The organism is Thermacetogenium phaeum DSM 12270, assembly GCF_000305935.1.
Lineage (GTDB): Bacteria > Bacillota > DSM-12270 > Thermacetogeniales > Thermacetogeniaceae > Thermacetogenium > Thermacetogenium phaeum.
The window spans coordinates 67,422-90,788 of sequence record NC_018870.1 but is presented as its reverse complement, the minus strand read 5'-3'; the positions used below and the strand labels follow the sequence as shown (position 1 = coordinate 90,788).

At 57.3% G+C, this 23,367-nt stretch carries 24 protein-coding genes, 1 tRNA gene and 1 pseudogene; 9 read left to right on the top strand and 17 right to left on the bottom strand.

The features are described from left to right. Positions 1 to 50: 50 nt before the first annotated feature. From TPH_RS15285 to TPH_RS14520, 4 genes and pseudogenes are all read right to left on the bottom strand, one after another. Positions 51 to 218: a hypothetical protein gene (locus TPH_RS15285; RefSeq protein WP_155990799.1), complete on the bottom strand. Its 168-nt coding sequence runs from the start codon at positions 216 to 218 to the stop codon at positions 51 to 53. A 128-nt stretch (positions 219 to 346) separates the two neighbouring features. Next, positions 347 to 715 (bottom strand): hypothetical protein, encoded by a 369-nt coding sequence (locus TPH_RS00475; protein ID WP_015049263.1) that lies wholly within the window; start codon positions 713 to 715, stop codon positions 347 to 349. Positions 716 to 939: 224 nt separating this feature from the next. Beyond that, positions 940 to 1,163: pseudogene (locus tag TPH_RS14525) on the bottom strand (transposase); the annotation flags it as partial. A 43-nt stretch (positions 1,164 to 1,206) separates the two neighbouring features. Then, complete coding sequence (locus tag TPH_RS14520) at positions 1,207 to 1,368, bottom strand: SPOR domain-containing protein (RefSeq protein WP_015049262.1); 162 nt, start codon at positions 1,366 to 1,368, stop codon at positions 1,207 to 1,209. Positions 1,369 to 1,539: 171 nt separating this feature from the next. Between TPH_RS14520 and TPH_RS15595 the strand changes: the two genes are divergently transcribed. Next, positions 1,540 to 1,929 (top strand): hypothetical protein, encoded by a 390-nt coding sequence (locus TPH_RS15595; RefSeq protein ID WP_201764467.1) that lies wholly within the window; start codon positions 1,540 to 1,542, stop codon positions 1,927 to 1,929. On the opposite strand, the gene TPH_RS16355 is transcribed toward TPH_RS15595, so the two are convergent. The 7 genes from TPH_RS16355 to TPH_RS00440 form a co-directional block, all read right to left on the bottom strand. Beyond that, positions 1,876 to 2,100 (bottom strand): type II toxin-antitoxin system HicA family toxin, encoded by a 225-nt coding sequence (locus TPH_RS16355; protein WP_015049260.1) that lies wholly within the window; start codon positions 2,098 to 2,100, stop codon positions 1,876 to 1,878. The genes TPH_RS15595 and TPH_RS16355 overlap by 54 nt on opposite strands. Further along, positions 2,097 to 2,324: a type II toxin-antitoxin system HicB family antitoxin gene (locus TPH_RS00465; RefSeq protein WP_015049259.1), complete on the bottom strand. Its 228-nt coding sequence runs from the start codon at positions 2,322 to 2,324 to the stop codon at positions 2,097 to 2,099. The genes TPH_RS16355 and TPH_RS00465 overlap by 4 nt, the downstream gene beginning before the upstream one ends. A gap of 222 nt (positions 2,325 to 2,546) precedes the next feature. Continuing rightward, a tRNA-Lys gene (locus TPH_RS00460) sits at positions 2,547 to 2,622 on the bottom strand. Positions 2,623 to 2,929: 307 nt separating this feature from the next. After that, on the bottom strand, positions 2,930 to 4,219 hold the full coding sequence (locus TPH_RS00455; protein ID WP_015049258.1) for an adenylosuccinate synthase: 1,290 nt from the start codon (positions 4,217 to 4,219) through the stop codon (positions 2,930 to 2,932). A 307-nt stretch (positions 4,220 to 4,526) separates the two neighbouring features. Continuing rightward, on the bottom strand, positions 4,527 to 6,215 hold the full coding sequence (locus TPH_RS00450) for an IS200/IS605 family element transposase accessory protein TnpB (RefSeq protein WP_015049257.1): 1,689 nt from the start codon (positions 6,213 to 6,215) through the stop codon (positions 4,527 to 4,529). Beyond that, positions 6,184 to 6,831, bottom strand: a complete 648-nt coding sequence (locus tag TPH_RS00445; RefSeq protein WP_015049256.1) for an IS607 family transposase — start codon at positions 6,829 to 6,831, stop codon at positions 6,184 to 6,186. The genes TPH_RS00450 and TPH_RS00445 overlap by 32 nt, the downstream gene beginning before the upstream one ends. Positions 6,832 to 6,912: 81 nt before the next feature. Continuing rightward, positions 6,913 to 8,310 (bottom strand): NAD(P)/FAD-dependent oxidoreductase, encoded by a 1,398-nt coding sequence (locus tag TPH_RS00440; protein ID WP_015049255.1) that lies wholly within the window; start codon positions 8,308 to 8,310, stop codon positions 6,913 to 6,915. Between the two features lie 345 nt (positions 8,311 to 8,655). Between TPH_RS00440 and TPH_RS00435 the strand changes: the two genes are divergently transcribed. From TPH_RS00435 to TPH_RS00425, 3 genes are all read left to right on the top strand, one after another. Next, positions 8,656 to 9,393 carry a TetR/AcrR family transcriptional regulator gene (locus TPH_RS00435; protein ID WP_015049254.1) on the top strand — a complete coding sequence of 246 codons (738 nt, stop codon included), beginning with the start codon at positions 8,656 to 8,658 and terminating at the stop codon, positions 9,391 to 9,393. Between the two features lie 144 nt (positions 9,394 to 9,537). Continuing rightward, positions 9,538 to 10,899, top strand: coding sequence for a radical SAM protein (locus TPH_RS00430; RefSeq protein ID WP_015049253.1), 1,362 nt, complete (start codon positions 9,538 to 9,540; stop codon positions 10,897 to 10,899). 106 nt (positions 10,900 to 11,005) lie between these two features. Next, entirely contained in the window at positions 11,006 to 12,568 is a 1,563-nt protein-coding gene (locus TPH_RS00425) for a coenzyme F420-0:L-glutamate ligase (RefSeq protein ID WP_015049252.1), read from the top strand. 33 nt (positions 12,569 to 12,601) lie between these two features. On the opposite strand, the gene hepT is transcribed toward TPH_RS00425, so the two are convergent. The 6 genes from hepT to TPH_RS00395 all read right to left on the bottom strand — a co-directional run bounded on the left by hepT (position 12,602) and on the right by TPH_RS00395 (position 19,121). After that, positions 12,602 to 13,024, bottom strand: a complete 423-nt coding sequence (gene hepT / locus TPH_RS00420; protein ID WP_015049251.1) for a type VII toxin-antitoxin system HepT family RNase toxin — start codon at positions 13,022 to 13,024, stop codon at positions 12,602 to 12,604. Between the two features lie 3 nt (positions 13,025 to 13,027). Next, positions 13,028 to 13,456 carry a type VII toxin-antitoxin system MntA family adenylyltransferase antitoxin gene (gene mntA / locus TPH_RS00415; protein WP_015049250.1) on the bottom strand — a complete coding sequence of 143 codons (429 nt, stop codon included), beginning with the start codon at positions 13,454 to 13,456 and terminating at the stop codon, positions 13,028 to 13,030. Positions 13,457 to 13,612: 156 nt separating this feature from the next. Beyond that, complete coding sequence (gene dnaB, locus TPH_RS00410; RefSeq protein ID WP_015049249.1) at positions 13,613 to 14,995, bottom strand: replicative DNA helicase; 1,383 nt, start codon at positions 14,993 to 14,995, stop codon at positions 13,613 to 13,615. Beyond that, positions 14,995 to 16,938: a Lon family ATP-dependent protease gene (gene lonC, locus TPH_RS00405; protein ID WP_015049248.1), complete on the bottom strand. Its 1,944-nt coding sequence runs from the start codon at positions 16,936 to 16,938 to the stop codon at positions 14,995 to 14,997. The genes dnaB and lonC overlap by 1 nt, the downstream gene beginning before the upstream one ends. A 33-nt stretch (positions 16,939 to 16,971) precedes the next feature. Next, positions 16,972 to 17,424, bottom strand: a complete 453-nt coding sequence (gene rplI / locus TPH_RS00400) for a 50S ribosomal protein L9 (RefSeq protein WP_028991215.1) — start codon at positions 17,422 to 17,424, stop codon at positions 16,972 to 16,974. Positions 17,425 to 17,429: 5 nt separating this feature from the next. Beyond that, positions 17,430 to 19,121, bottom strand: coding sequence for a GGDEF domain-containing protein (locus TPH_RS00395; protein ID WP_015049246.1), 1,692 nt, complete (start codon positions 19,119 to 19,121; stop codon positions 17,430 to 17,432). Positions 19,122 to 19,209: 88 nt separating this feature from the next. On the opposite strand from TPH_RS00395, the gene TPH_RS14965 reads away from it, so the two are divergent. From TPH_RS14965 to TPH_RS15590, 5 genes are all read left to right on the top strand, one after another. Beyond that, positions 19,210 to 19,497, top strand: coding sequence for a hypothetical protein (locus tag TPH_RS14965; RefSeq protein ID WP_148275800.1), 288 nt, complete (start codon positions 19,210 to 19,212; stop codon positions 19,495 to 19,497). Between the two features lie 35 nt (positions 19,498 to 19,532). Next, positions 19,533 to 19,718, top strand: a complete 186-nt coding sequence (locus TPH_RS14510) for a type II toxin-antitoxin system HicA family toxin (protein WP_081578541.1) — start codon at positions 19,533 to 19,535, stop codon at positions 19,716 to 19,718. A 27-nt stretch (positions 19,719 to 19,745) separates the two neighbouring features. Further along, positions 19,746 to 20,189 (top strand): type II toxin-antitoxin system HicB family antitoxin, encoded by a 444-nt coding sequence (locus TPH_RS00385; RefSeq protein WP_015049245.1) that lies wholly within the window; start codon positions 19,746 to 19,748, stop codon positions 20,187 to 20,189. 292 nt (positions 20,190 to 20,481) lie between these two features. Then, positions 20,482 to 22,023 (top strand): DUF1670 domain-containing protein, encoded by a 1,542-nt coding sequence (locus tag TPH_RS00380; RefSeq protein WP_015049243.1) that lies wholly within the window; start codon positions 20,482 to 20,484, stop codon positions 22,021 to 22,023. Continuing rightward, positions 22,020 to 23,315 (top strand): DUF1670 domain-containing protein, encoded by a 1,296-nt coding sequence (locus tag TPH_RS15590; RefSeq protein WP_015049242.1) that lies wholly within the window; start codon positions 22,020 to 22,022, stop codon positions 23,313 to 23,315. The genes TPH_RS00380 and TPH_RS15590 overlap by 4 nt, the downstream gene beginning before the upstream one ends. The last annotated feature ends 52 nt before the right edge of the window (positions 23,316 to 23,367 follow it).

Here is a 23,367-nt window from a genome sequence, read left to right as displayed (position 1 = left end):
GGGTCGAGCGGGGCCAGCATGACGAAATAGATGTTGCGCCCCGTAGACTGTTAACCCGAGCCCGTACCGCGCCCGGAGCCGGCGGCAACGGCTTCCCGCGCATCCAGGAACCGGCCTGCCAGCATAGGCGGGACAGCCATGGCGCTGGCGCTCCCCGCCACCAGGAGCGCCAGCCCCGCCGTCCGCAAAACGGCGCGGCCACCCGCCCACGACCCCACCGCCGCCATCCGCACGCCCGCAGCGAGCACCGCCGCATACCCCGCTTCCAGGAGCAGGCTGAGGCTGTAAGCTTGCGGCTGCTATTCTGTTCCACTCCCTTGTTTGCGTTTCCCACGCTTGTCTGGAGCTATTCCAAGATAATGCGAGTCAGTTGTGGAAGCAGTCCATCTGCTTGGTAGGCTTGCATTATCGCCTCCAGCATATGGGCATACTGTGGGAAACGCCGTGTAAACTCTTGAACAAACTTTTCGCGCCCGTTCTCCTCGTCGGGTAGGTGGTTGATGACCCATTCCTCGAAGAAATGTTGCATTTCTTCGATGTCTTTGCCCCGGAAACCAGAGATCAAAGCCAACAGCGAAAACGAGCGAAAGTTGGGATCAACCAGTTCAGCGACTCTGGCAATGGCATCCACGAGGAGCCGCTGGCGAATTTCCGTCTCTCGAATCCGCTCCTCAAGCTTCTGAATGCGCTCCTCCAAGCCCTGATGTTTGTCCAAGATGCTACCCGCCTCTCAGAGGAGAACCCACTCCATCCTTTTGTTCTCCGATATGCTTCCAGTTTCGACTTTCTTTACTGAATATAACACTTCCTTCCAATAAAACGCAACGGGTATTTTTTGTAGATTTATCTCGAAGTGGAAACCAGTCAGGAAGCCAGCGCCCAGAGGCGAATTTTCCGATTGGCTTTACGCGGCTGGGTAAAGACCAAGCGGACAAATTAACGGGCAGTCAGTTCCAACGCACGTTTGTGCTGGTGCTTAGTCACTTCTATGTACTTAGCCTAGTATAAACCTTATACTCTTCATTGTGTACCCGCAATGAGTTAGCTGGTTCTACAAGGTAATAACGGAGGTAACGGTTGCCGGTCATTGTCAGTCGTTTTTCTTCAACAGCAAAATTACCTGAATGGCAGTGCGACCAAGTCAAGCCGGCGTACTGGGCTAAGGTAGTTCCCCCCCAACTTCAATCTAGGATATAGCTGTCAACCTCAAGTGGAATCATTGGAATCTGCCTGTGGCATTGTCGGCAGTACGACCCAGGCATCAAAGCCGGCTGCCCTAAGCCTTTCGGCTAAAGCTTCTGCCTTCTCTTTTTTAACAAAGGCCCCTACCTGGACGCGCCAGAGGCCGGAGGTCTGTAGAACTGGCACCGGCGGGACGCCTCCTTTGGAAAAGAATGTGACAAAGTGCCCGGGCATCTGGAGAAACGGAGCAAGAACAGCTGGACGATCCTCATCGACACCGGCCGCGACCCTGCCACCGGCAAGCGCAAGAGGCTCTACCGCGCCTTCCAGGGAACAAAAATAGAGTCCGAAAAGGAAATGGCCCGCATCATCGCCGAAATTGAGAAAAGCACCTACATCGAGAAGATTATTTGGACGGCAAAAGGCCCTCCGGTTGAGCTGGAAGCAAAAAAGAAAAGCACCGCTATCTCTTGCGGTGCCTTGATTTTCAATGGTGAGCCATCGGGGACTCGAACCTCCGACACCCTGATTAAAAGTTCAGGAAAGCATGTTTCTTCTGGTTTTTCTGGTTATCTTAAGTTCACAAAAATCTTGTTAAATCATGGCTTACCGGCACAGGTATCTTTCATCCAGTTCTTTAATTTCATTCAGTCATTCCTGGTTTGTGATCAGATTGTGATCACTTTAGTTTCTTTAAAGCAAATCAATCAATTCCTCAATCGATATTCCTGCCTGTTTAAGGATTGACTTTAAAGTCTTTAAATCGAGAATCTCATCCGGATGAACGGGTACTGTTACAAGACTGCCGCCGGAACGCCGTAAATAATAATGGCTACCACGGATATGGGTTACTCTGAAACCCGCTCGTTTAAGGGCTCTCACCACGTCTTTGCCGCTGACCCGTGGCAGCTTGGTCATACCCCGTAAGCCACCTCGACCTCGGCAACATCTATATCACTCTCGGGCATAGGCAATCCTTCGATCTCCAGTGCCTCCAGGTATCCCTGGATGGCTTCCCGAATTCTTTCTAAGGCTTCACTTTTATTTTTACCTTGAGTAACGCAACCAGGCAGAGCAGGAACAGTAACAGTATAGCCGTTACTGTCATTTTTTTCTAAAATAACCTTAAACCTTCGCTGCATGGCCTTGTTCCTCCTTTCTGTTAATTATTATATTCTAACCCTTGATTGAATTGAATCAACAGGCTTGTTGACCGCTGACACAAAAAGAACGGTTTTTTGTTATTTGTTTCGGACGGCGGCTGCCGCGCAACGGTGGCCGTAGCAAATAACAGCCGGGCACGCTCCCCGTCCGTGCTCTAAAAATACAAGCACCGCAGCCACTTTGCGGTGCTTTGATCCCTCTGGTGAGCCATGGAGGATTCGAACCTCCGACACCCTGATTAAAAGTCAGGTGCTCTACCAACTGAGCTAATGGCCCTCTCTTTGTCAGTTGCTATGTTACAATAGAAAGGCGCTTCTGTCAACACTCTTTCGAAGCGGCTCGCTGCCGGCGGAGCCGTCCAGAAGACCCGCTGGAGCGGAGAAGCCCCTCCCGGGTCGGCAATTCCGAAAGGCTGCCACCCCTCCCCTTATTCAGCAAATATTTACCTTAAAGTGAATTATCCGGCAGGCATCCTGTTGCCGCCAAGAGTTGAGACCGGCCTGTTGTGGCCCCGCTTCGTCCGGCATCTTGCACTTTGAGGGGGTCGTTTTAGCAATTGCAGACGGCCGGACACGCCGGGCAATCAAGAGCCGGGGAAGATCTCTTCGACGACGATGGTCTGCTCCCGCTGGGGCCCCACCGAAACCATGGCCACGGGGACATCCACAATTTCGGAGATCCGGTCGAGGTAACGCCGGGCTGCCGGGGGCAGGTCATCCAGCCGTCTCGCTCCTGAGGTGTCCTGCTGCCACCCTTCCATCTCCTCGTAGACGGGCTCGCACTCCCGGAGAACCCGCAGGCTGGCGGGAAATCCCTCGAGCAGCTCCCCACGGTAGCGGTATCCCGTGCACAGCAGAAGCCGCGGCTGCTCATCGAGCACGTCCAGCCTGGTGATAAGGAGGCCGGTGAGGCCGTTGACCCGGGCGGTATAGCGGAGCATCACCAGATCCAGCCAGCCGCAGCGGCGGGGGCGCCCCGTCGTCGTGCCGTACTCTTTCCCTCTGTCCCGGATCTGCCGGCAGGTTTCCCCGTGGAGTTCCGTTGGGAAGGGCCCCTCTCCAACCCTGGTCAGATAGGCCTTGCAGACCCCGTAAACGGCATCGATGGCCGTCGGCCCCACACCGCTGCCGGTGCAGGCACCGCCTGCCGTTGGGCTGGAAGAGGTCACATAGGGGTAAGTGCCGTGGTCAAGGTCGAGGAGCGTCCCCTGGGCACCCTCGAAAAGGACGTTCTTCCCCTCTTTCAGGGCGCTGTTCAGCAAAAGGGAGGTATCGGTAATAAGGGGTCGCAGTCTCTCCACAGAGGGGCGGAGCTTTTCCACAACCGCCTGGGGTGGAAACCCATCCATCCCGTAAAGCTTCTTCAGAACACGGTTCTTTTTCTCTACAAGGGCGACAACCTGATCCTCCCATCCCGGCTCCATCAGTTCCCCGGCCCGCAGCCCGATGCGGGCCACCTTGTCGGTGTAAGCAGGACCGATGCCGCGCCCGGTAGTCCCTATTCTGCCGTTATCCCGATTTTGCTCCTCCGCTTCATCCAGCCTGATGTGACAGGGAAGCAGGATGTGCGCCCGGTCGCTGACATAAAGGCGGGCGAGAGGCAACCCCCGCCTTTGAAGGCCATCCAGCTCCTCGCACAGCCCTACCGGATCGACGACCAGGCCGTTGCCGATCACGCATACTTTATCCGGGTAAAGGATGCCCGACGGCACCAGGTGGAGGCGGTACTCCTGCCCGTCTTTGACAACGGTATGGCCGGCGTTGCTCCCCCCCTGGTAGCGCACGACGACATCCGCCCTGGACGCCAGATAGTCGGTTACCTTTCCCTTGCCCTCGTCTCCCCACTGCGCTCCGACGATGACAACCCCAGACATTCTTTTTCCTGGTTCAAAAAACATGACTGTTTTTATTTCCAGCCAAGCCGGCCCCCAGACCAGGCTTTCGCCTCCTTTCGGATACTTGATTTGCCCCCGAGGTGCAGGGCGACAGGGGGGCCTCGGCCCGGGAGTCCCACCCGGACGGGAGTGCTGCGCCGGGAGGGCACAATCGGCACGGGTCGCCTAGCGGCGGGGAAGCTCGCGGCTTCCGCACGGATTGTGTTGGCCTCCCGGCGGGGGACAAGCCCGCCTCCCGCGTCCTGTTAGGACGCCTACCGGTTTGTCCGACACCGGCTAAACGGGGTCACCGCAAGGTTAGGGCCAGTTCCCTGAGGTCGTGCCAGACGGAGTAAAACGCCTCCTGCCGCTTCAAAGTGAGACCGTTGTGTAGAGGAATTTCCTCGTCCAGCCGCTCGAGGATAGCCTTAACCCTGCGGGTCATCCCTTCTCCTTCCCTCGGTCTATCAGGGCTGACCTGTTGGGCCAGGCCCCGCTTGATTTGGGCCAGTCTTTGTTTTAGCTCTTCCGTCACCCGTTCCTTGAAGCCCATCGCCCGGCGGCCTATGCTCAGTGCCGCCGCGCAGTGCACGGGAACGGCATTGCGCTCGGCGTACTTCCAGTAACCTATGGTGGACGTGTGCCGGGCTGGCACGAGCTTGAAAGATAACCCCTCTTTGGCCGCCCTCCGGCATACAGCTTCCACCATCTTCGCAAAGGGGAAGTTGGAAGCCATGCGGTTGAACTTCTTGTTTGTTCCCAGCCTGTCTCTGCCGAAGTCCAAATCCTCCAAGGCAATGGGCTTGCCCAAAGAGAGGGCTGTGTCCACCACTGCTTTGGCTAAGACGCCTGCTAGGTAGTCACGCCGGAAGCCGGAAGCGTAGGCCAGTTCGGGTATCCTGATGTAGAGGAAGCCGTTCGGGTAAGGAATGATCTGGAACTCCCCTTCGTACTTCCCTAAGTTGCTCGGGTAGGGAATGCTGAAGCCTTCCGGCCAGGGCTCCGGATAGCCTGAAGCGCTTACGTTGCACAAGGTTACTCCGTCAGGATTGGTGTCCAGGGCAAGACAGCCCCGGCTGAAGTCGGGCTCCGGTATCCCGCCGAGGTCAAACGTCAGATGCACTGTATAGCGGCCTTCCAAGGTGCGTATGAGCTCTGCTGTGTAGGGCAGCCCCACGGCTAGCCATATCCGCACCAAATCTCTGTGTTTTTCGGGCAGCCAGAGCCTGCCCTCCACCCTGGGAGCGCGGCTCATCTTGGGGCGGCCGAGGGCGTCTTCGCCCGTTCTCTCCGAGAGGTGGGAGATGGTCACCGCGAGGCGGAACTCCCCCTCTCTGTAGGTCACCTTAACGTTCGGGTTGCCGCCCTTGGTCTCGTCTCCCCGGGAAAAGATTCGGTTTCTGCGGGCAGCCCGCCACTCTTCGCGTGAAGCCCGGCCCTTGCAGACCCTCTTCCACAGCTTCCTGCCGCCGAAGACGACCTTGGGTATGGTGCCGTTTTCCCGGTGGGCCTCCAGTTCGGCCAGCTTCTTCTCTAAAGACGCTACCCGGCTGTTCCGCCCCTTGACCGTAAGGTGAAGCTTTTCAATAACTTCTGGAGGGGCACCTTTTTCTTCTGCCTTCGCCGGCTTCTTCATAGCCAGGCCGAGCTTTTTTCTCGCCCGGCCCAGCTTCTTTTCCGTCTCCTCAATCTCCAGCTCCAGAAGCTCCTTCTGGGAGTCCAGCACAGCCTGCGCCTTCAGCCTGGCGTCGTCTACGTACCGCGAGTTGAGGCCGAAGAGCTCCTGGCCTTTCCTCTTGACCTCGTCGCGGGAAGCGCCCTCCAAAAGCCGGCAGAAAGCCCAGCGCATGCAGGCACAGAAGAGGCGCAGCTCGGTCTCGAGGGGGTCTTCCTCCCCGCGGGACCGCCTGGGAGACCGGAAAGCGGGATAGCTCTCCGGGAAGAACTCCCCGCACACCGTCACGCTAAACTTCTCCCTTTTGTGCCTTTTCCGCATCCTCAATCAGCTCCCGAAAACCCTGCCGGACCTTCCTGCCGCCCCTGGCTCCGTACAGCCGGGCCGAAAAAGAAGTCACGATGGTCAAAAGGTCCTGCACCAGTTCCGTGTGGGCGTCCACCGGCTCTCTTTGTGACGTGACTTCTATTTCTACGCCGCAGTGCTTCAAATGCCGCTCCAGATAGGCGTATCCAAACCGCGCCAGCCGGTCGGGGTACTCGATGAGTAGCTTCTTGAACTCGCCCCGCTCGGCCATTTTCAGCACCCGTTCTAGGCCCCTGCGGTTCTGGTTTAAACCCGAAGCCACATCTAAATGCTCTCCCACGATCCGGTAGCCTTTTTCTTGTGCGTAGGCCCGCAGCCTTTCCATCTGCCGCTCCAAATTTCCTGCGTCGGCCTGCTTCTTCGTGGACACCCGGGCGTAGAGGACAACCGCGTCTTGCTCCGCTTTTATCCCCCCCGTCCCTAAAATGCGGTTGATTTCCTCCGCCGGGTACCTCCGCTGGCCGCTGGGAAGCCGTATAGATTTGATCAATCCCTGTTTCTCCCACGCCCGGAGCCTGTTCGGGTGTACGCCTAATCTCTTCGCTGCTTCTCCAATGGATAATAGTTCCATAATTCTATGGTAACAATATAGTCAAGTATAGTCAAGAATAGTTCAGTTTCTTGGAGCTGTTACATTCCTCCCTTAGATAAGCTACAGCTCCCCGGCAACACGCCTGGCGATCGCCCGACCGGCAACGACACCGCTCAGTGAGGCCTGCGACAGACCCCGGGTAATCCCGGCACCATCTCCGGCAACAAAGAGTTTGGGCAGTCCCGTTTCCAAATCTCCACTGACCTTGAGGCGGGAGGAGTAGAATTTGACCTCCACTCCGTAGAGCAGGGTATGGCGGGAGTAGACACCGGGCGCCACCTGGTCCATTGCCTGGAGCATCTCGATGATGGCCAGAAAGTGGCGATAGGGAAGCACCAGGGAGAGATCCCCCGGCGTCGCCTCCTGGAGGGTGGGAACGACCATCCCCTTGGCAAGGCGCTCGGCAGTGGATCGGCGGCCCTGCATGAGGTCGCCCAGCCTCTGGACGATCACCCCACCTCCCAGCATATTGGCCAGGCTGGCGATGTACTTCCCGTAAGCGATCGGCTCTTTAAAGGGCTCTGTGAAAGTCTTGCTGACCAGCAGAGCAAAGTTGGTGTTCTCGGTTTTGTACTCGGCGTGGGTATGCCCGTTAACCGTAATGATCCCGTCGGTGTTCTCCATTACCACTTCTCCGTACGGGTTCATGCAGAAGGTGCGTACCCTGTCCTCGAAGGTGGGGGAGGTGAAGAGGAATTTAGCCTCATAGGTGATATCGGTGAGCGGCTCCAGCACCGCGGCCGGCAGTTCCACCCGCAGTCCGATGTCCACCGGGTTGATGGTCGTCTCCAGCCCCAGGCGCAGGGCCTCCTTGACCAGCCATTCCGCCCCGTGGCGCCCGGGCGCGCAGACCACATAACGGGCGGCTATCTCCTCCCCTTCTTCGGTAACCACACCGGCGGCCGCCCCGCTTTCCACCAGGATGGAGGCTACCGGAGACCTGGTCTTGACGGTGACACCCTTCTCCTTCAGGTAATCCTGCATCCTCTGGAGAATCTTCTGGGTTCGCCCCGTTCCCATGTGCCTTACCGGAGCAGGAACCAGCCTCAAGCCCGCCAGGGCGGCGCGCTTCTGCAGAAGCTCGATTTCCTCCTGCCTTTCCAGGCCGTAGATCTTCTCCGGGGCACCGAACTCCAGGTAGATGTCGTGGACATACTTAATGCCCTCTTCAAAGGAGCGCCGGTCCAGATACTCCCCGAGCATCCCCCCCACATCTGTGGATAAAGCCAACTTGCCGTCGCTGAAGGCGCCGGCGCCGCCCCATCCGGAGACGACGGCACAGGAGTTGCAACCAAAACAAGGGGCTTTCTTCTCCCGGGATGGACAGACCCTTTCCGGGAGATCACGCCCCTTCTCCAGCATCAGGATCTTCATGCCGGTATTGCTCCGCACCAGCTCCAGAGCACAGAAAATGCCAGCAGGGCCGGCGCCCACGATGATGCAGTCGTACTTCGACAAAAACGCGCATCCCCCTTTTACCGGGCAAAATCGCAAAAGCGTAAAGCCGTTGAAAAAACCTGTTTCAAAGCAATTACATCTTAGCAGAAGGCACCGCGGGTGTCAACGACGGCCATTCACACAATACCCCTCCTCATAGTGAGAAGGGGTATCAAAAAAGGGGGGGCTGCTATCTCTAAAGGCAGAACTAGAACTCGAACTTCTTCCGGCGGTAGGCACTTTGATTTATATAATTGGCCGGGAAATGTGCGGGAGTTGGAGCATTCGAATCCACACTACTTCCCTGGGGTTTACTAACAGGACAAAAAAAATTATAATGTTGTTAAACAACCGGTTAGTTAAGGGATGATTTCTTTGGAAAAGGAAAACAACGGCAATAATGAGACAAGAGAAAGAATTGTTAATGCCTCTATACAGTTATTCTCGGAGAAAGGTTTTGACGCCACCCGTGTCAATGAAATTGCCCGCGCCGCAAACGTAAACAAAGCGCTGATTTATTATTACTTTAAAAACAAAGAGGATATTTTGGATTATTTAGTGCATTCACTTTTCGATAGTGTCACCACAATCACTATGAACTTTATTCAGGTAAGCATTATCAAAATGATCAAAGAGGGGCACTTGGATATCGAGCCTGACCGCCTGCGCTTTGCCAATGAGGAAGCAAGAGAATGCTTTCTGCAAAATGTTCACATCTATTACGAGAGGCTGCTCGATTATGCTCTTGAGAATAAAGCCATCATCCGCATTCTGATGCTCGAGTCGCTGAAAAACGGCAAACATCAAAATGCTCTGTTCAGACTCGTGGATTTGACTAAAAGCAGCAATGACAATTCTATCTTCAGAACCATCTCCGACGCCGACAGCGATTTCAGCTATTCCCACGACATGATCTTGTTCCAGGTATTTTTTTCACTTTTCCCTCTCGTCTGCTTTGCCGCTTATTACGATGACATCAAAGAGATCAGTTTGTTGAACGATCAAGAGCTGCGCAGCGCTTTCCTGCGTTCCTTCGAGATTCTCGTCGCATCACTGGTTTCCAACAAAGAGATCTTGCTCAGAAGCCCTCCAACGGGTGTTTAATTTTAATGGCAAGCCCTGTCGCCCTTTGTTGCAGGTTTTTAACCTACCGGTTAGTTAACAGGTGGCTTCTGCTGTGGCCGTGCACCAATGGGGAAACCCCCTTGTCGTAGATTCCTCTTCAATATTTACCAAGGAGGGAGCATGATGAACAAACTTCAAAAAGCTGCGGTTCACCTGCTGGTGCGTTATCTGGTTAACGACTCCCTGAAAAAGCTGCCCAAGGCCTTCAATCTGGCCGAAAAACTGGACAGAGGGCATCTGCACACCCCTCAGATTCGCGCGGTGCGGGATATCCTTCTGGATGAAAACAGTCTCTGGCGCCGCTTTGTAGAGGACCTGCTGCGGGAGGTCGACAGGAAGGTTCTGGTAAAGCTTGTAGAAAACTTCTTCATCAACAGCTATCTCGACGGGGCAGCCCGCGCCAGGGCGGTGGAGGCCCGCTACGACTGCAACGTTCCCTGGGCAATCCTGATGGACCCCACCAGCGCCTGCAACCTCTCCTGCACCGGATGCTGGGCCGCCCAGTACGGAAACAAAAGCAGCCTCTCCTACGAAGATTTGGACTCTATCTGCCGTCAGGGGAAGGAAATGGGCATCTACTTCTACATCTTCTCCGGCGGCGAACCCCTGCTGCGCAAGCGGGACATCATCCGCCTCTGCGAAGAGCATCAGGACTGCTATTTTTCCGCCTTCACCAACGGAACCCTGGTAGACGATGAGTTCTGCGAGGAGCTGCTGCGCGTGGGCAACTTCGCCCTGGCGTTTTCCATCGAAGGGGATGAGGAAGCCACAGACATGCGCCGCGGCAAAGGCACCTACAAGAAGGTCATTGAGGCCATGGAACGCATGCGCCGCCACAAGCTTCTCTTCGGCTATTCAACCTGTTATCACCGCTACAACACGGAAAGTGTGGGCTCAGATGAATTCGTCGATGAGATGATTGCGCACGGGTGCCGCTTTTCCTGGAATTTCACCTACATCCCCGTTGGCAAAGACGCCGTTACCGATCTGCTCGCCACCCCCGAACAGCGGGCTTACATGTACCGGCGCGTCCGGGAAATCCGTCAAACCAAGCCCATCTTCATCATGGATTTCTGGAACGACGGCGAGTTTACCAACGGGTGCATCGCCGGGGGGCGCCGCTACCTGCACATCAACTCGGCGGGGGATGTGGAGCCCTGCGCCTTCGTCCACTACTCCAACGTCAACATCCACGAGGTTTCGCTGCTGGAGGCGCTGCGTTCTCCGCTCTTCATGGCCTACCGGAGAAACCAGCCCTTCAACCAGAACCACCTGCGCCCCTGTCCTCTGCTGGACAATCCCGAGGCCTTGATCTCTATGGTCAAGGAATCGGGGGCGCAGTCCACCGATATGAAGGCACCGGAGGATGTGGAGACGCTCTGTGCGAAAACGGCTCCGGCAGCCGAAAAGTGGGCGCGGGTCGCCGACACCCTCTGGGCGGAGCACCTCCAAAAGGAGTACCATGCCGAGCGGAAGCGGGCCTGATGTTTCATAAACTGGACGCCCCCCACCCCTTTATTTCTCGTTTTAAAGAGTGTTATAATGCTTTCTGTGGAACTTCCAACAAAACTAATGTAAAGGGATAAAAACGATGGAAAAATTAGTTCTGCCGGCAAACACCGGTGTAGCAGCCATAGGATTGAAAATCGGATTGATCGTGCCCAATGACGACATTGCCTCGATCACTGCCGAGGCTGTCAGGGAGATAGCAGCCGACGGGGACATCGTCTGCGTAACCGAAGCGGTCGTCGCCAGGTCGCAGAACCGCTACGTCAGCTGCACCGAGCTGGCCGAGGACATCCGCCAGAAGCTGAACTTGAAACCGGGCAGCACCGTCGCCATGATCAGCCCGATCGCCAGCCGCAACCGGTTTGCACTGATTTTGAAGGCCATCGCCATGGCAACCAGAGGGGGGAAGGTGATCGTCCAGTTCCCCATTCCCTTCGACGAGGTCGGCAACCAGGTGATCGATGAGGAGTTCGCCTCGACGCGCCTGAAGCTGAAAAAGACCCTGCAGAGCCTGTACGAAGCCAGAGGGAACACCCCCATGCTCAACGTTTTGATCAGGGAGATCATCGCCGCCCTGAAGCTGCAGGAGATCGGCTACCAGATTCTCAGCATCCGCAAGATTACGGGAAAGGGCATCGCCGACCTCACGGTGAGGATGCCGGACGGGAGGATCGCCGTGGCCGAAGTGACCTTTGCCGATCTGCAAAAGGCCGCCCGCAAGGCCACAGGCATCCGGCAGGACGTCCCTGAAGCAGAGTGCGCCCTGGCGATCGCCGTCGCTCTGGAGCACCACAGGCTGAGCATCGTGGATGCCGACGAGTATCTGGAGCAAGGCAAGGTCGAGCCCGAAACTCTGGACTTCTCCGCCCTGCTCCCCAGCTACCATGAACCGGAGGTGATCTTCTCCGGCGAGCTGGGGAACAACAGCTTCACCCACCCGATAACCGAGGTGGATTACCGGAAGCTCTACCTCAGCATGATCGCAGAGGGGGGAGCGAGCGGGGAGATCATCTTCACCAACAACCCCTTCAAGATCTACAATCTGGGCTACATCGACGGCGTTTGCATCGGGGCGGTTCACGAGCGGGAAAAACTGCGGGAGCTGTTCCTTTCCTTTGGGGCGCTGGTTCCGGTAATCACCATCCAGGAGGTAGGCCCCCCACCCTGGGGAGTGATCGGCTCCAACGTCTCCGACTTTGAGGGGGGTATTTTAAAGCTACTGCCGGAAGACCCCAACGGTACTGCGGAGAAGATCAAAGACAAGATCCGGGCCGTGACCGGCAAAGAGGTAGAGGTCCTGATCTTCGGAGACGGCGCCTACAAGGACCCCGACACGGGGATCTACGAACTGGCCGATCCCCATCCGGCCATCGGGGTAAGCAGCGGCCTGAAAGAGGCCGGACTGCGCAAGGGAGCTAAACTGAAACTCGTCGTCGATACCCTGTACAAACAGGGTTACACCAAAGAAGAGATCCTCGAGTACCTGAAGAACAGACAGGGGAAAACGACAAAGGAAGAGCTTGGCACCACTCCCAGAAGCCTCACCAGCATCATCGGCACACTGGCCGACCTGGTCGCCGGCTCAGCCGACGCCGGCACCCCCATCGTCCTGGTCAGGGGCTTTCAATACGAGCGGAAATCCTAGCCTTCCCGGCAGGATCGGGACGCCCGGCGGGGTCTAGGTGTTGGCTGTGTATTTTAAAATGTGGAAACAGAACTCTTCAAAATCATCGAGTCTCTCTTGAATGACGTTATACATCTCTTCCGGCGTTACTTCCGCATAACCGTGCACCAGGCGGTTGCGATATCCGGCCATGCCTTTGATCCTTTCCGCGAATTGCGGGGGGATAATTTTTTCCCTGCCCAGGGTCAAAATGATCGACCGGTAATCAACCGGATGCCCCAGTCCCTGCTTGGCGATGATGTGTCTGCCGGCATCAAACAGGCTTTGCAGTGCCCGGCGCAGGTGATGTTCCGCAATGGCAAAGTTATCGGGATCAGCCAAAAATTGCTCCCTGGACAGAGCCGCCATTCTTTTCAGCCTGGCTATCGAGCGGTTGATAAGGTCGATGCGGTTGCGAATCAAGTCTTTATTAATCAAGCTTCAAATCCTCCCGCCGTTTTTTTCTATTAACTCCTCTGCCATTTCCCGGTAATACATGTCCAGAACGGGTTTAAAGTCCAGGTAATCTCTTATCGTTATATCCTCAAAATCGGTACGGAAATCTTCATTCGAACAATAAATGACTTTGCCGTTTTTAATAACGGTAAACCTCAGGTAGATGGGAGCCTTTTGTAAAAACAGAAGATCCACTTCCAGCGGCGCTAAAATTTCTGATACCGTATCCTGGATTTCTATTTCCAGATTCAGGTTATGTTTTTCGGGGGAATAGTTATCAAATACTACTGCCAGGTCGATGTCGCTATCATGATAATAATTTTCCCCGGCGCGCGAACCAAAAAGATAGCAGCACGAAACCCCGTAAGATTCAAAAACCGGCGATAATTTTTGGCATAGCGATTGGATGTCCAAGTTCCCACCCCCTACTTTCGTTTTGTTTCTCCAGCTCGTACACCTGGAAGTCCTCGGCGCCCGCCTTTTACACTTTGCACCGTTTCTACCCTCAGTTTAACACCAGGGGGGTAGTGGCCGGCAAGGATTCTCACAAAACCCCCGGCGCCCGGCGGCTCAATCCTCCTCGGGCTCAATCCCGTAATCCCTCTCCCCACCGAAAGCGGGGGGTTCCTCCCTCTCCAGGTTGACGAACTTGGTGAACTCCTTGAGGAAGGCCAGCTTGACGGTGCCGACCGGGCCGTTGCGCTGCTTGGCGATGATGATGTCGGCAACCCCCTTTTCTTCGGAATCCTCGTTGTAATAATCATCGCGGTAGATGAACATGACCACATCGGAGTCCTGCTCCAGGCTCCCGCTCTCCCGCAGGTCGGAGAGCAGAGGCCTGCGGTCACCCCCCCGCTGCTCCACGGCGCGGCTGAGCTGGGAGAGGGCCAGCACCGGAACGTCCAGCTCCCGGGCGAGAGACTTGAGCTGCCGGGAGATCTCGGAGATCTCCTGGACGCGGTTCTCCATCCGCCTCCCGGACTGAATGAGCTGCAGGTAGTCGACCACCAACAGGCCGATACCGTGTTCGAGCTTCAGGCGGCGGGCCTTGCTGCGCAGTTCCAGCAGGGTTATGGCCGGGGTGTCGTCGATGAAGATGGGCGCCTCCGCCAGCCTGGTGGCGGCTTTCAGCAGCCGCGGCCAGTCGTCTTCCTGGAGGAACCCGGTGCGCAGGCGCTGCTGGTCCACCAGGGCCTCGGAGCAGAGAAGCCGCTGCACCACCTGATCCCCGGACATTTCCAGGCTGAAGATCCCCACCGGTACGCCGGATTTGACGGCAACATTCTGGGCAATGTTGAGCCCCAAAGAGGTTTTTCCCATGGACGGGCGGGCGGCCAGCAGGATGAGGTCGCTGGGCTGCAGTCCGGAGGTAATCCGGTCGAGCTCCGTAAAGCCGGTGGGCAAACCGGTCACACTCCCCTTCCTCTGGTAAAGCTGCTCGATCTTTTCCAGCGTTTCCACCAGCAGCTCCCTGATGGAGCGGTAGCTCCTGCTCTGGCGCCTTTCCCCCAGGCTGAGGAGCATCCGTTCCGCTTCGTCCAGGAGAGACTCGCTCTCGGCTCCCTCCTCATACCCCTGGGAGGCGATCCGGGTACAGGCCTCGATGATGGAGCGCAGAAGCCCCTTTTCCGCCACAATCCCGGCGTAGTACTCCACGTGAACGGCGGTGGGAACCGCCCCGGCCAGGGTGGCCAGATAGGTCGCCCCCCCGACCTGTTCCAGCAGCCCCTTCCCCTGCAGTTCCTCGGTTACGGTCAACAGGTCGATGGGCCGGCCGGCCTCGGCCATCTCCTTAAGGGTGAGGTAGATGGCGCGGTGCCCCTCTCCGTAGAAGTCCTCCGGTCTCAATATCTCCGCCACCGTCGCCAGGCTCTCCGGCGCGATGAGCAGGGCTCCCAGAACGGCCTGTTCCGCCTCCAGGTTGTGGGGAGGAATGCGGTTTAAGAGCTCCATCAGGCACCCTCCGGGCGTTCACCGGAAAACAGAACATGGGGAAGGGCCTCGTCGATGTTCCGGACACCGACAACGGTGATCCCCCAGAGTTCCCCCGGCAGATCCCTTGTGTTCTCGGCGGGAGCGATAACCTTGCGCGCCCCGATCTGGCGGGCGCCGTAAATCTTCTCGGAAATGCCGCCTACTGCCTTAACCCGACCCTGGATGGAAAGCTCTCCGGTCACCGCCACATCCTGGCGCAGGGGAACCCCTTCGATGGCGCTGTAAATGGCGAGAAAAATGGCGGCTCCGGCGGAAGGGCCGTCCACCCTGCCCCCACCGACAATGTTGACGTGGATGTCGTAGTCGGCGGCATCCTTCCCGGTCAACTTCCGGTAGACGGCCAAGGCGTTAAAGACCGAGTCCTTGGCCATCGTCCCCGCAGCGTCATTGAAGCGGACGATGCCGCGCCGGGAGTCCCGCGCCGGGAAGGCAACGGCCTCGATCTCGATGATCGTCCCCAGGAAACCTGAGACAGCCAGGCCGAACACCCTCCCGATCTCCCCACAGGCAGCGGCATGGGTGGTGACATGGGGTGTCATCCTGCTCACCTGGAGAACCTCCTGCAGGTCCTCCATGGTCACCAGGATACGCTTGCCGGTGCCGCCCCTGCGATAGCGGGCGACGGCATAGGCATCCACCAGGACGTTGGTCGCCTTGCGGGCATCTACGGTATAATCGCTGATGGATTCGGCAACCCCCGGTTCGAGAGCCACCTCCAGCTTGCGGGCAGCCTGGTGTAAAACCTTCTGGACGTCCTCTGGTGTTAAGCAGTCAAAGAAGATCTCGGCACACCGGGAGCGGAAGGCAGGGCTGATCTCCTCCGGGGAGCGGGTGGTCGCCCCGATGAGAACGAAGTCCGCGGGCGCTCCTTCTTCAAAGAGCTTCTTGATGTATTCCGGGATGTTGGGGTCGTTCGGTTCGTAATAAGAAGAATCGAAGTAGACCCTCTTGTCCTCCATCACCTTTAACAGCTTGTTTTGGAGAATCGGATCGACGTCCCCGATCTCGTCGATAAACAGAATCCCCCCGTGGGCCTCGGTAACCAGACCGGGCTTCGGCTCGGGGACCCCGCTCTCCGCCAGCTCACGCCGCGCCCCCTGATAAATGGGATCGTGCACCGAACCGATGAGGGGGTTGGTGACGTCCCGGGGGTCCCAGCGCAGGGTGGTCCCGTCCACCTCGACAAAGGGAGCATCGGGCTGGAAGATGCTGTCTCCCCGAGACTTGACGTGCTCCAGGGCGATGCGGGCGGCAGAGGTCTTCCCTACGCCCGGGGGGCCGTAGAGCAGGATGTGCTGAGGGTAAGGGGCGGCCAGCTTGGCGATCAAGGCTTTTAAGGCGCGCTCCTGCCCGATGATCTCCTCCGGGGTGCGCGGCCGCAGCACAGCACCGATCGATTCGTTCAGATGCACCTGCTTCTTTTTTTCCAGGACGGCCAGCTTTTTTAGGGTAGCGGCGTTCTCCGGCGTTCCTTTCTCCTTGAGCAGCTGCTCCCGCATCTCGTTCAGGTACTGATCCTGCCGCTCCTGGAGTTTCTCGGCAATCTTCCTCTCCAGGTCTTCCTCGACAACCCGCCGGGCCATCATCTGGGCAAGGGTATCCTCAAGATCATCCAGGATCTCCGGTATATCCTTCATCAGGGGTGCCCGGCTGATGGTGGGATCCCCCTGGATGAGCTTCTGAAGGGCCAGCACCTGCTCCCCCACCATGTTGGAGCGCATGGCCTTGAGAACTCCCAGCTTGCTGGCCCTGAGAATAAGCCTTTCCGAACCGTAGACGTCCGCCAGTATCTGGTAGAGAGCAGCGACCCGCCCCTTGATCTCGCTCCTTTTGAACCCCCGTCGACCGGCTTTCTTCTCCTCTTCCCAGGCAGAATTCTTCTCTTTGCATCCCCCTGGCATCTCCTATCCCCTCTCCTGCGACAAACGGAATTTTCAGGAATCAGCAGCAACTACGTTGACCCGTATTTCCACCTGAACACCCGGGTGCAGCCGGATCTGCACCGGGAAAACTCCCAGGGCCTTGATGGGTTCGGGAAGCTCGATCTTCTTCTTGTCCACCTTCCGGCCGAGAAGGCGCTCCAGGGCGGCGGCGATATCCCGGCTCGTCACCGCTCCGTAGAGCTTCCCACCCTCACCGGCACGGGCGGGCAGGGTTACGGTCATCCCATCAAGCCGGGAGGCCAGCTCCCGGGCGTTCTTCAAGAGGCGCTCTTCCTTTTTGGCGCGGCCGTCGGCGATCAGAGAGGCTTCCTTCAGCACCCCCCGGGTAACCGGAACCGCCAGGCCGCGAGGGATCAGGTAGTTGCGACCGTGCCCCTCCGATACTTCGACGATATCCCCCTTTTTCCCCAGATTCTTAACGTCTTCCCGCAAGATAACCTTCATGGATTTCACCGCCCTTCCTCCAGCTCCGCATGCAAGATATTCAAGAGCCTGCGGCGCGCCTCCTCCATCCCGACGTCCGGCAGGAAGGCCGCCGCCACAGTGAAGTGCCCACCGCCCCCCAGTTTTTCCATAACCCGGTGAACGTTGACCGCTCCGGTGGAGCGGGCGCTGATCCTCATCCCGCCCTCGACCGGATAGAGCACAAAAGAGGCGGTAACGCCGGCGATCTCCAGCAGATTGTCGGCGGCGCGCGATGCCGCCACCTGCGCTCCGGCAAAGGGCTCGTCATTTCCGGCTACAGCGTATTTCCCCCCGACGATCTCAACGCTCTGCAAAATCCTCGCCCGGTAGAGCATGACCTCCAGGGTATCGGTAAAGAGCTCCCTGATCACCGCAGGGGCAGCCCCTGCCTCCCGCAGCCAGGCCGCTACCCGGAAGGTGCGGGAGCTGGTGCCGAAGGTGAACCTCTTGGTGTCCACCACCAGCCCGGCCAGCATGGCCGTGGCAGCCAGCGAGGAAAAGTGAATCTCCTCGGGGAAGTAGTGGGCCAGCTCCCCGACCAGTTCACAGGTGGAGGAGGCCGCCGGAACTATGTAGGAAAGTTTAACATGTTCCGGGAACTCCTCCCCTCTCCGGTGGTGGTCAATGACGACGATCGAGCCGGCGCGGCTTAAAAGCTTCGGTGAGATAACCATCTGCGGGCGGTGCACGTCCACCAAGACCAACAGGGTCTGAGGCGACGTAAGCTCAACGGCATCCTCCTTTTCACAGAGGAGCTCGGGGTTGTGCCCGGCAACGAGGGAAAAGAGCCTCTCCACAGCTCCCCCCTGCCTGTCGATCACAATTTTGGCGGGTTTTCCGTAATGGCCGGCGATCTCCGCCAGCCCCAGGGCCGCCCCCAGGGCGTCGAAATCCATCCCCACATGTCCCATGAGCACCACATTTTTCGCCGTCTTGAGGAGGCGGTCGAGTTCGGCGGCGGTAACCCGCGCCCGCACCTGGCTGCGCTTGCCGACCGCCTCGGTGCGCCCCCCGTAGAACCAGGTATGCTCCGGGCTTTTGACGACCGCCTGGTCGCCCCCACGCTCTATGGCGAGGTTCAGGGCCTGCCTGGCAAGCTGCCCCAACCGGGCGGGGTTCCCCGCATCGACACCCCTGGCCGCACCGATGCTCAAAGTCACAGGGGGATGGTCCCCCACGTTGATCTTGCGCACCTCATCCAAAAGGGAAAACTCCTTCTGCTCCAGGGCTTCCAGCTCCTGAAGCGGCAACAGGAGGGTATAGCTGTCCCTCCCGGTCTTGTGCAGGTAGGCCCCGAGCGATGCCGCCCATTCCCGCAGAAACTTGTCAACCGCGGCCACCAGCAGCGGCCGCTGCTCATCGGGCAGGCTGTGGAAGACCTCATCGTAATCGTCGACCTGCAGAAAGGCAAGGCTGATGGCGGCTGCGGCAGGACTCTCCTCCGGAGCCTCTGCACTTACCAGAGAAAGCGCCTCCTCCTTGATCTCCCGCTCGCGGGCGGCTTCCTCCTGCCGGTCCATATAGGAGAAGGCATACATCCCCGTCAGGGTGACGATAAAACCGAATATCCCCAGCAACATGTTGTATCTGGCCAGAGCCAGGCAGGTCAAGGCCAGCAGAATCCCCAAACCGACGAAAAACTTTCGCTTGTAATTTTTGTATAAACTCGATTCCACACAATCCCCCGCTTTCATTTTGGCTTAAGAACTTCGGCACCCGAGCATTCGATTCCTGCTTCAGAGAAACAGTCTTTCGCTGGTATTTTTGTTCCGCCGCAAGGAGAATATTCCGCAAATTGAGGCAGAAACCGGTCTTCCGGCCGGCGGTCGGCTTTTTTTGGCCGGACAACACCTGATGCCGGCAGCAGACAGCCATCCACCCGTACTCTGCTCATCGCCGGCATTGCCACTTCTGCCATACGGCAGGCAACTGATTACAAAAGTTATTCAGGCCATGGTTGTTGATCTTCAAATTAACATCATCCAGTTGTTGAGCCATAAGGGTCCTTTTCTTGTATTTCTTACTGAAACGTATTTTTTATACGTGCTATAATAGAACCAGAAAGAAGAGGCGACAATCATGAAAGCTTGTCTTCCCGCGAAATAATCAAATTGCTTGAAGAGGACGGTTGGTACTTGGTGGGGGTCGCGGGAAGTCATCATCAGTTCAAACACCCAACAAAACCTGGCAAAGTAACCGTCCCTCACCCAAGAAAATCTCTAGCACCAAAAACATTCAAGTCAATACTTAAGCAGGCCGGGCTCCTTAAGTAAGCCCCGGCAGAAAGGAGGTTTGCATAGATGCCTAAATACGTTTATCCTGCGATTTTTGATCCCAACGAACATGGCGGGTACACTGTTACGTTTCCCGACCTTCCCGGTTGTGTAACGGAAGGCGATACTCTGGACGAAGCATTAAAGATGGCTGCCGAAGCCATGGCTCTCCACTTGTATGGCATGGAGGAGGACGGCGATGAAATTCCGGTTCCTTCCAACCCTGTGGAAGTAAAATTACCGGAAGATGCAAGCCCTGGCGCCTTCGTAACCCTAATCCAGGCTCGTACAGAACCTATTCGTGACGAGACACAAAATCGGGCGATCAAGAAAACATTAACTATACCCAAGTGGCTCAATGACGCAGCCGAAAAAGAAGGAATAAACTTCTCTCAAGTCCTTCAGTACGCTTTAAAGGAACAACTTGGCTTTGTTGACAAACACTTCTTCAACCGATATATGATGGATTAAAAGATCCATGTTCATACGCATTGTAAGAGTCAGAGATCTCCGTTACATGCAGATAGCTCACAACTACTATGTTAGCGGAGGGTATCCCAGACAACGAGTAATTTCATCACTCGGACGCTATGATGAAGACCGTTATAGGCAGATCCAAGATATCCTCCGGGACATGCAGAAACTGAAACGGATGCAGGAAGTAATAGATGAGATCAAGAATCCTCCAATACTCCCAGGTATGGGATCCTGCCGCAGGTTTAGACTGCGGCCGGGGTTCAGAAAGGGTTAAGGAGGCAAACTGGTGGGAAGAGCCAAGGAATACCGTCAACGCCTGAAATACCAGGTGGCATCAGCCCGCAAGAAGACTCTGGAGAGCCTGCTCGCCGTTCGTTTTATCGAGGAACTCGGCATGAGCGAGACCGAGGCCCGGTTGCTGGGGTACCGGACCTCCAGGTGGATTTCCAATCAGCCGGGGATACGGGGCCCGAATCAGATCCTGTCTGACGCCGTGTCCGGACGGGATGCCTTTTCTCGAAAGCATAAAGCACTGAAAAAGATCAGGCTCACCCCCTACGACATTGAAGATTTAGACCTGGAGCTGGAGTTCGGGCTGTCCACCATGCAGGCTGGCCGCATCCTCCGCTTGATCGAGGAGGCCTACCGCCAGGATGCCCTCTTGAGCGCCAAACAGCTGACCGTGCTCTGTAACATCACGCCCACCTCCCTCAGGAGCCGCCTGGCGGGACTGCGCCGGGAAGGAATGTGGGTACCGGTAGCCGGTCTCCCCAGGGTCGACCGGGAGCGTGGTGGCATGTTGCGCTCTGCCTGGGCGCTGGCCAGATACCTGGATGGAGAGTCCCTGTCGGAAGTCAGACGAACGGCTGCTCTATCCCGGGAAGCGTTCCGGCAGCTGTGGTCCCGCTTTTCCCACGTTGCCCGCTCGATCCTAAAGGGTAGGTTTAAGCAGGGCGATCCCGAGGAGGAGGCCTGGGCGGCCATCGTACATGTAGTCCCGGAGAAGACCCTGCTTCCCCTTTTGGAAGAGCCGGGCGTACCCCCTTCCTTCGGGGATTGGGCATCTTTCATGAATGAACTCATGGTGGACTTTGCTCTGTCACCCGTCAAGGCCAGGGCTTTGAGAGAAATAGCGGAGGAGATGCTGACTGCCCTCTCCGACAGCCGGCCTGACGGGGACGTGGTGTACTGGGCGGTAGCCAGCACCGAGCCGGCCGGCAAGCCCCTGGAGGCCTGCCGTCTGGTACCGGTGAGCCTTACCCTAATAGACCCGGAGGATGTGCCGCCGCCGGATGTGGACCGGGACTTAAACCGCCTTAGCGATATCAAGTTCCGGAAAGTTCTGCGCTATGCCACTCAGGCCAAATACGCCGGGGGCTACCTGACCTATGCCGACCTGGGCTACCTGCTGGGTATCCACCCCGAGGCGATCTCCCGCCTGGTGCGGTCCCACCCCGCCGTGGCGGTGCCCTTAAGGGGGATGGAGTGCGATATCGGACGCGGGGTCACTCACCGCAAAAAGATCATCAAGCTCTATCTGGAGATGCATACCGAGACCGAGATCGTCGCCCGCACGGGGCACTCCTACGAGGCCATAGAGAACTATCTCAAGGAATTCGCCGCAGTGCTGGTGCTGTCCGAACGCGGCCTGACCGTCCCCTTAATCCGGCGGGTGACCGGGCGATCAGTTAAGTTGATTAATACTTATCTGGAGTTGATTCAGGAATACTCCGGCCCCGAATACGCTTTCCGGCTACACCACCTGCGTAAAGTTTTTGAACTGCACGAGGACGAGCTAAAAAAAAGCCTGCGGGGTGTCAAGCGATGAACCGCCGCGAACTCTACCGGCCGCTGGTGGAAAGAACTCTCGTCAACTACCAGGTGCAGTACCTGGCCCGCAGGTACGACTTCGGCAAGGAGTCGCTGGTCGCCCGGCTCCTGGTAGAAGAGATCAACCGCCGCATGGAAGAGATGGAGTCCGTCCTGGGCATCGAGCGGGTGAAGCCCTTCGAACTGTACGTGCAAAAGGCTCAGAGCCAGGCCCGCCTGCCTCTGTTTTGCCCCGAGTATCTGGATCCGATCCTCGGCGGCGGGGACTTCGGCATGGCCAGGCAGCTGATCCTGGAGCGCTGCCTCCAAAGTTACCACATGGGGTTTCCCAAGGGCGGCCGGGGCGACCTCGTGCGCATCATCGACCCCTGGTCGCTGGTGCGTAAGAAAGGGCCCTCCAGCTATGTTGATCAACTGTGCCAGGATATCCAGCCCTACAGCAAGACGGATGCGGCATCCTGGGACTGCATGATTGAACAAATTCAGCCAGTCCTGCCTGCTGACCGCCTGCAGGCGCCGGATTTGCTGGCACCAGGGCGGGTGCTCAAGGAACTGACAGAATTCGTGGCGGCGGAGGCCGGGCTCGGGCGGGTGGTGGCCCGCCAGTTGGTGGAAGAGGTGATCGCCCTGCGCCACATCTGCTGCCCGCGAACCAAGGAGTTAAAGCCATACGAGATGCCTCTCATCGTGACCCATGTCAGCGCCCGCCTCTCGGAAGACGTCAGTACCCGCTTCAGGCAGTTGACGCCGGTGATTATCACCGTCTGGAAGCCCGAGGAGCTTGAGCAGCAGCCGGACACCGTGCCGGGATTCCTGGAGCAACTTAAGAGGCGTATCGTGCGGGTCTGCTTCGAGGCCTACCGCCAGAACGGCCTCTTGACTCTGATGGAGCTGCAGTGGATCTTCCAGTTAAGTTCTGCCCGCATCTCGGAATTGATTCGCAGCGTGCAGCGGGAACATAACCTGGTAGTGCCCACCCCGGGGACTATCCTTGATGCCGGGAGAAGCATGACACACAAGGATGTGATCGTCGGCCTGCATCTACAGGGCTACACGGTTAAAGACATTGCCCGGATGACTCATCACTCACCACGGGCGGTGGATAACTACATCGGAACCTTCGAAGCAGTCCTGATTTTGTATTTGTTCGGTGTTCCACCTGAGCTTATGGCACGCCTCTTGAAAAGGGGGATCTCCTTGATAAATGAGCACCTGAAACTTGTCCGGGAACACTACCGGGATCATCAGGAGATCAAGGAATATCTAGCTTCCAAGGGGGTGAAAATTTAATCCATCATATCTTGACAATCCTGAGTTTATCAGATGACCCTGCTCAAACCCG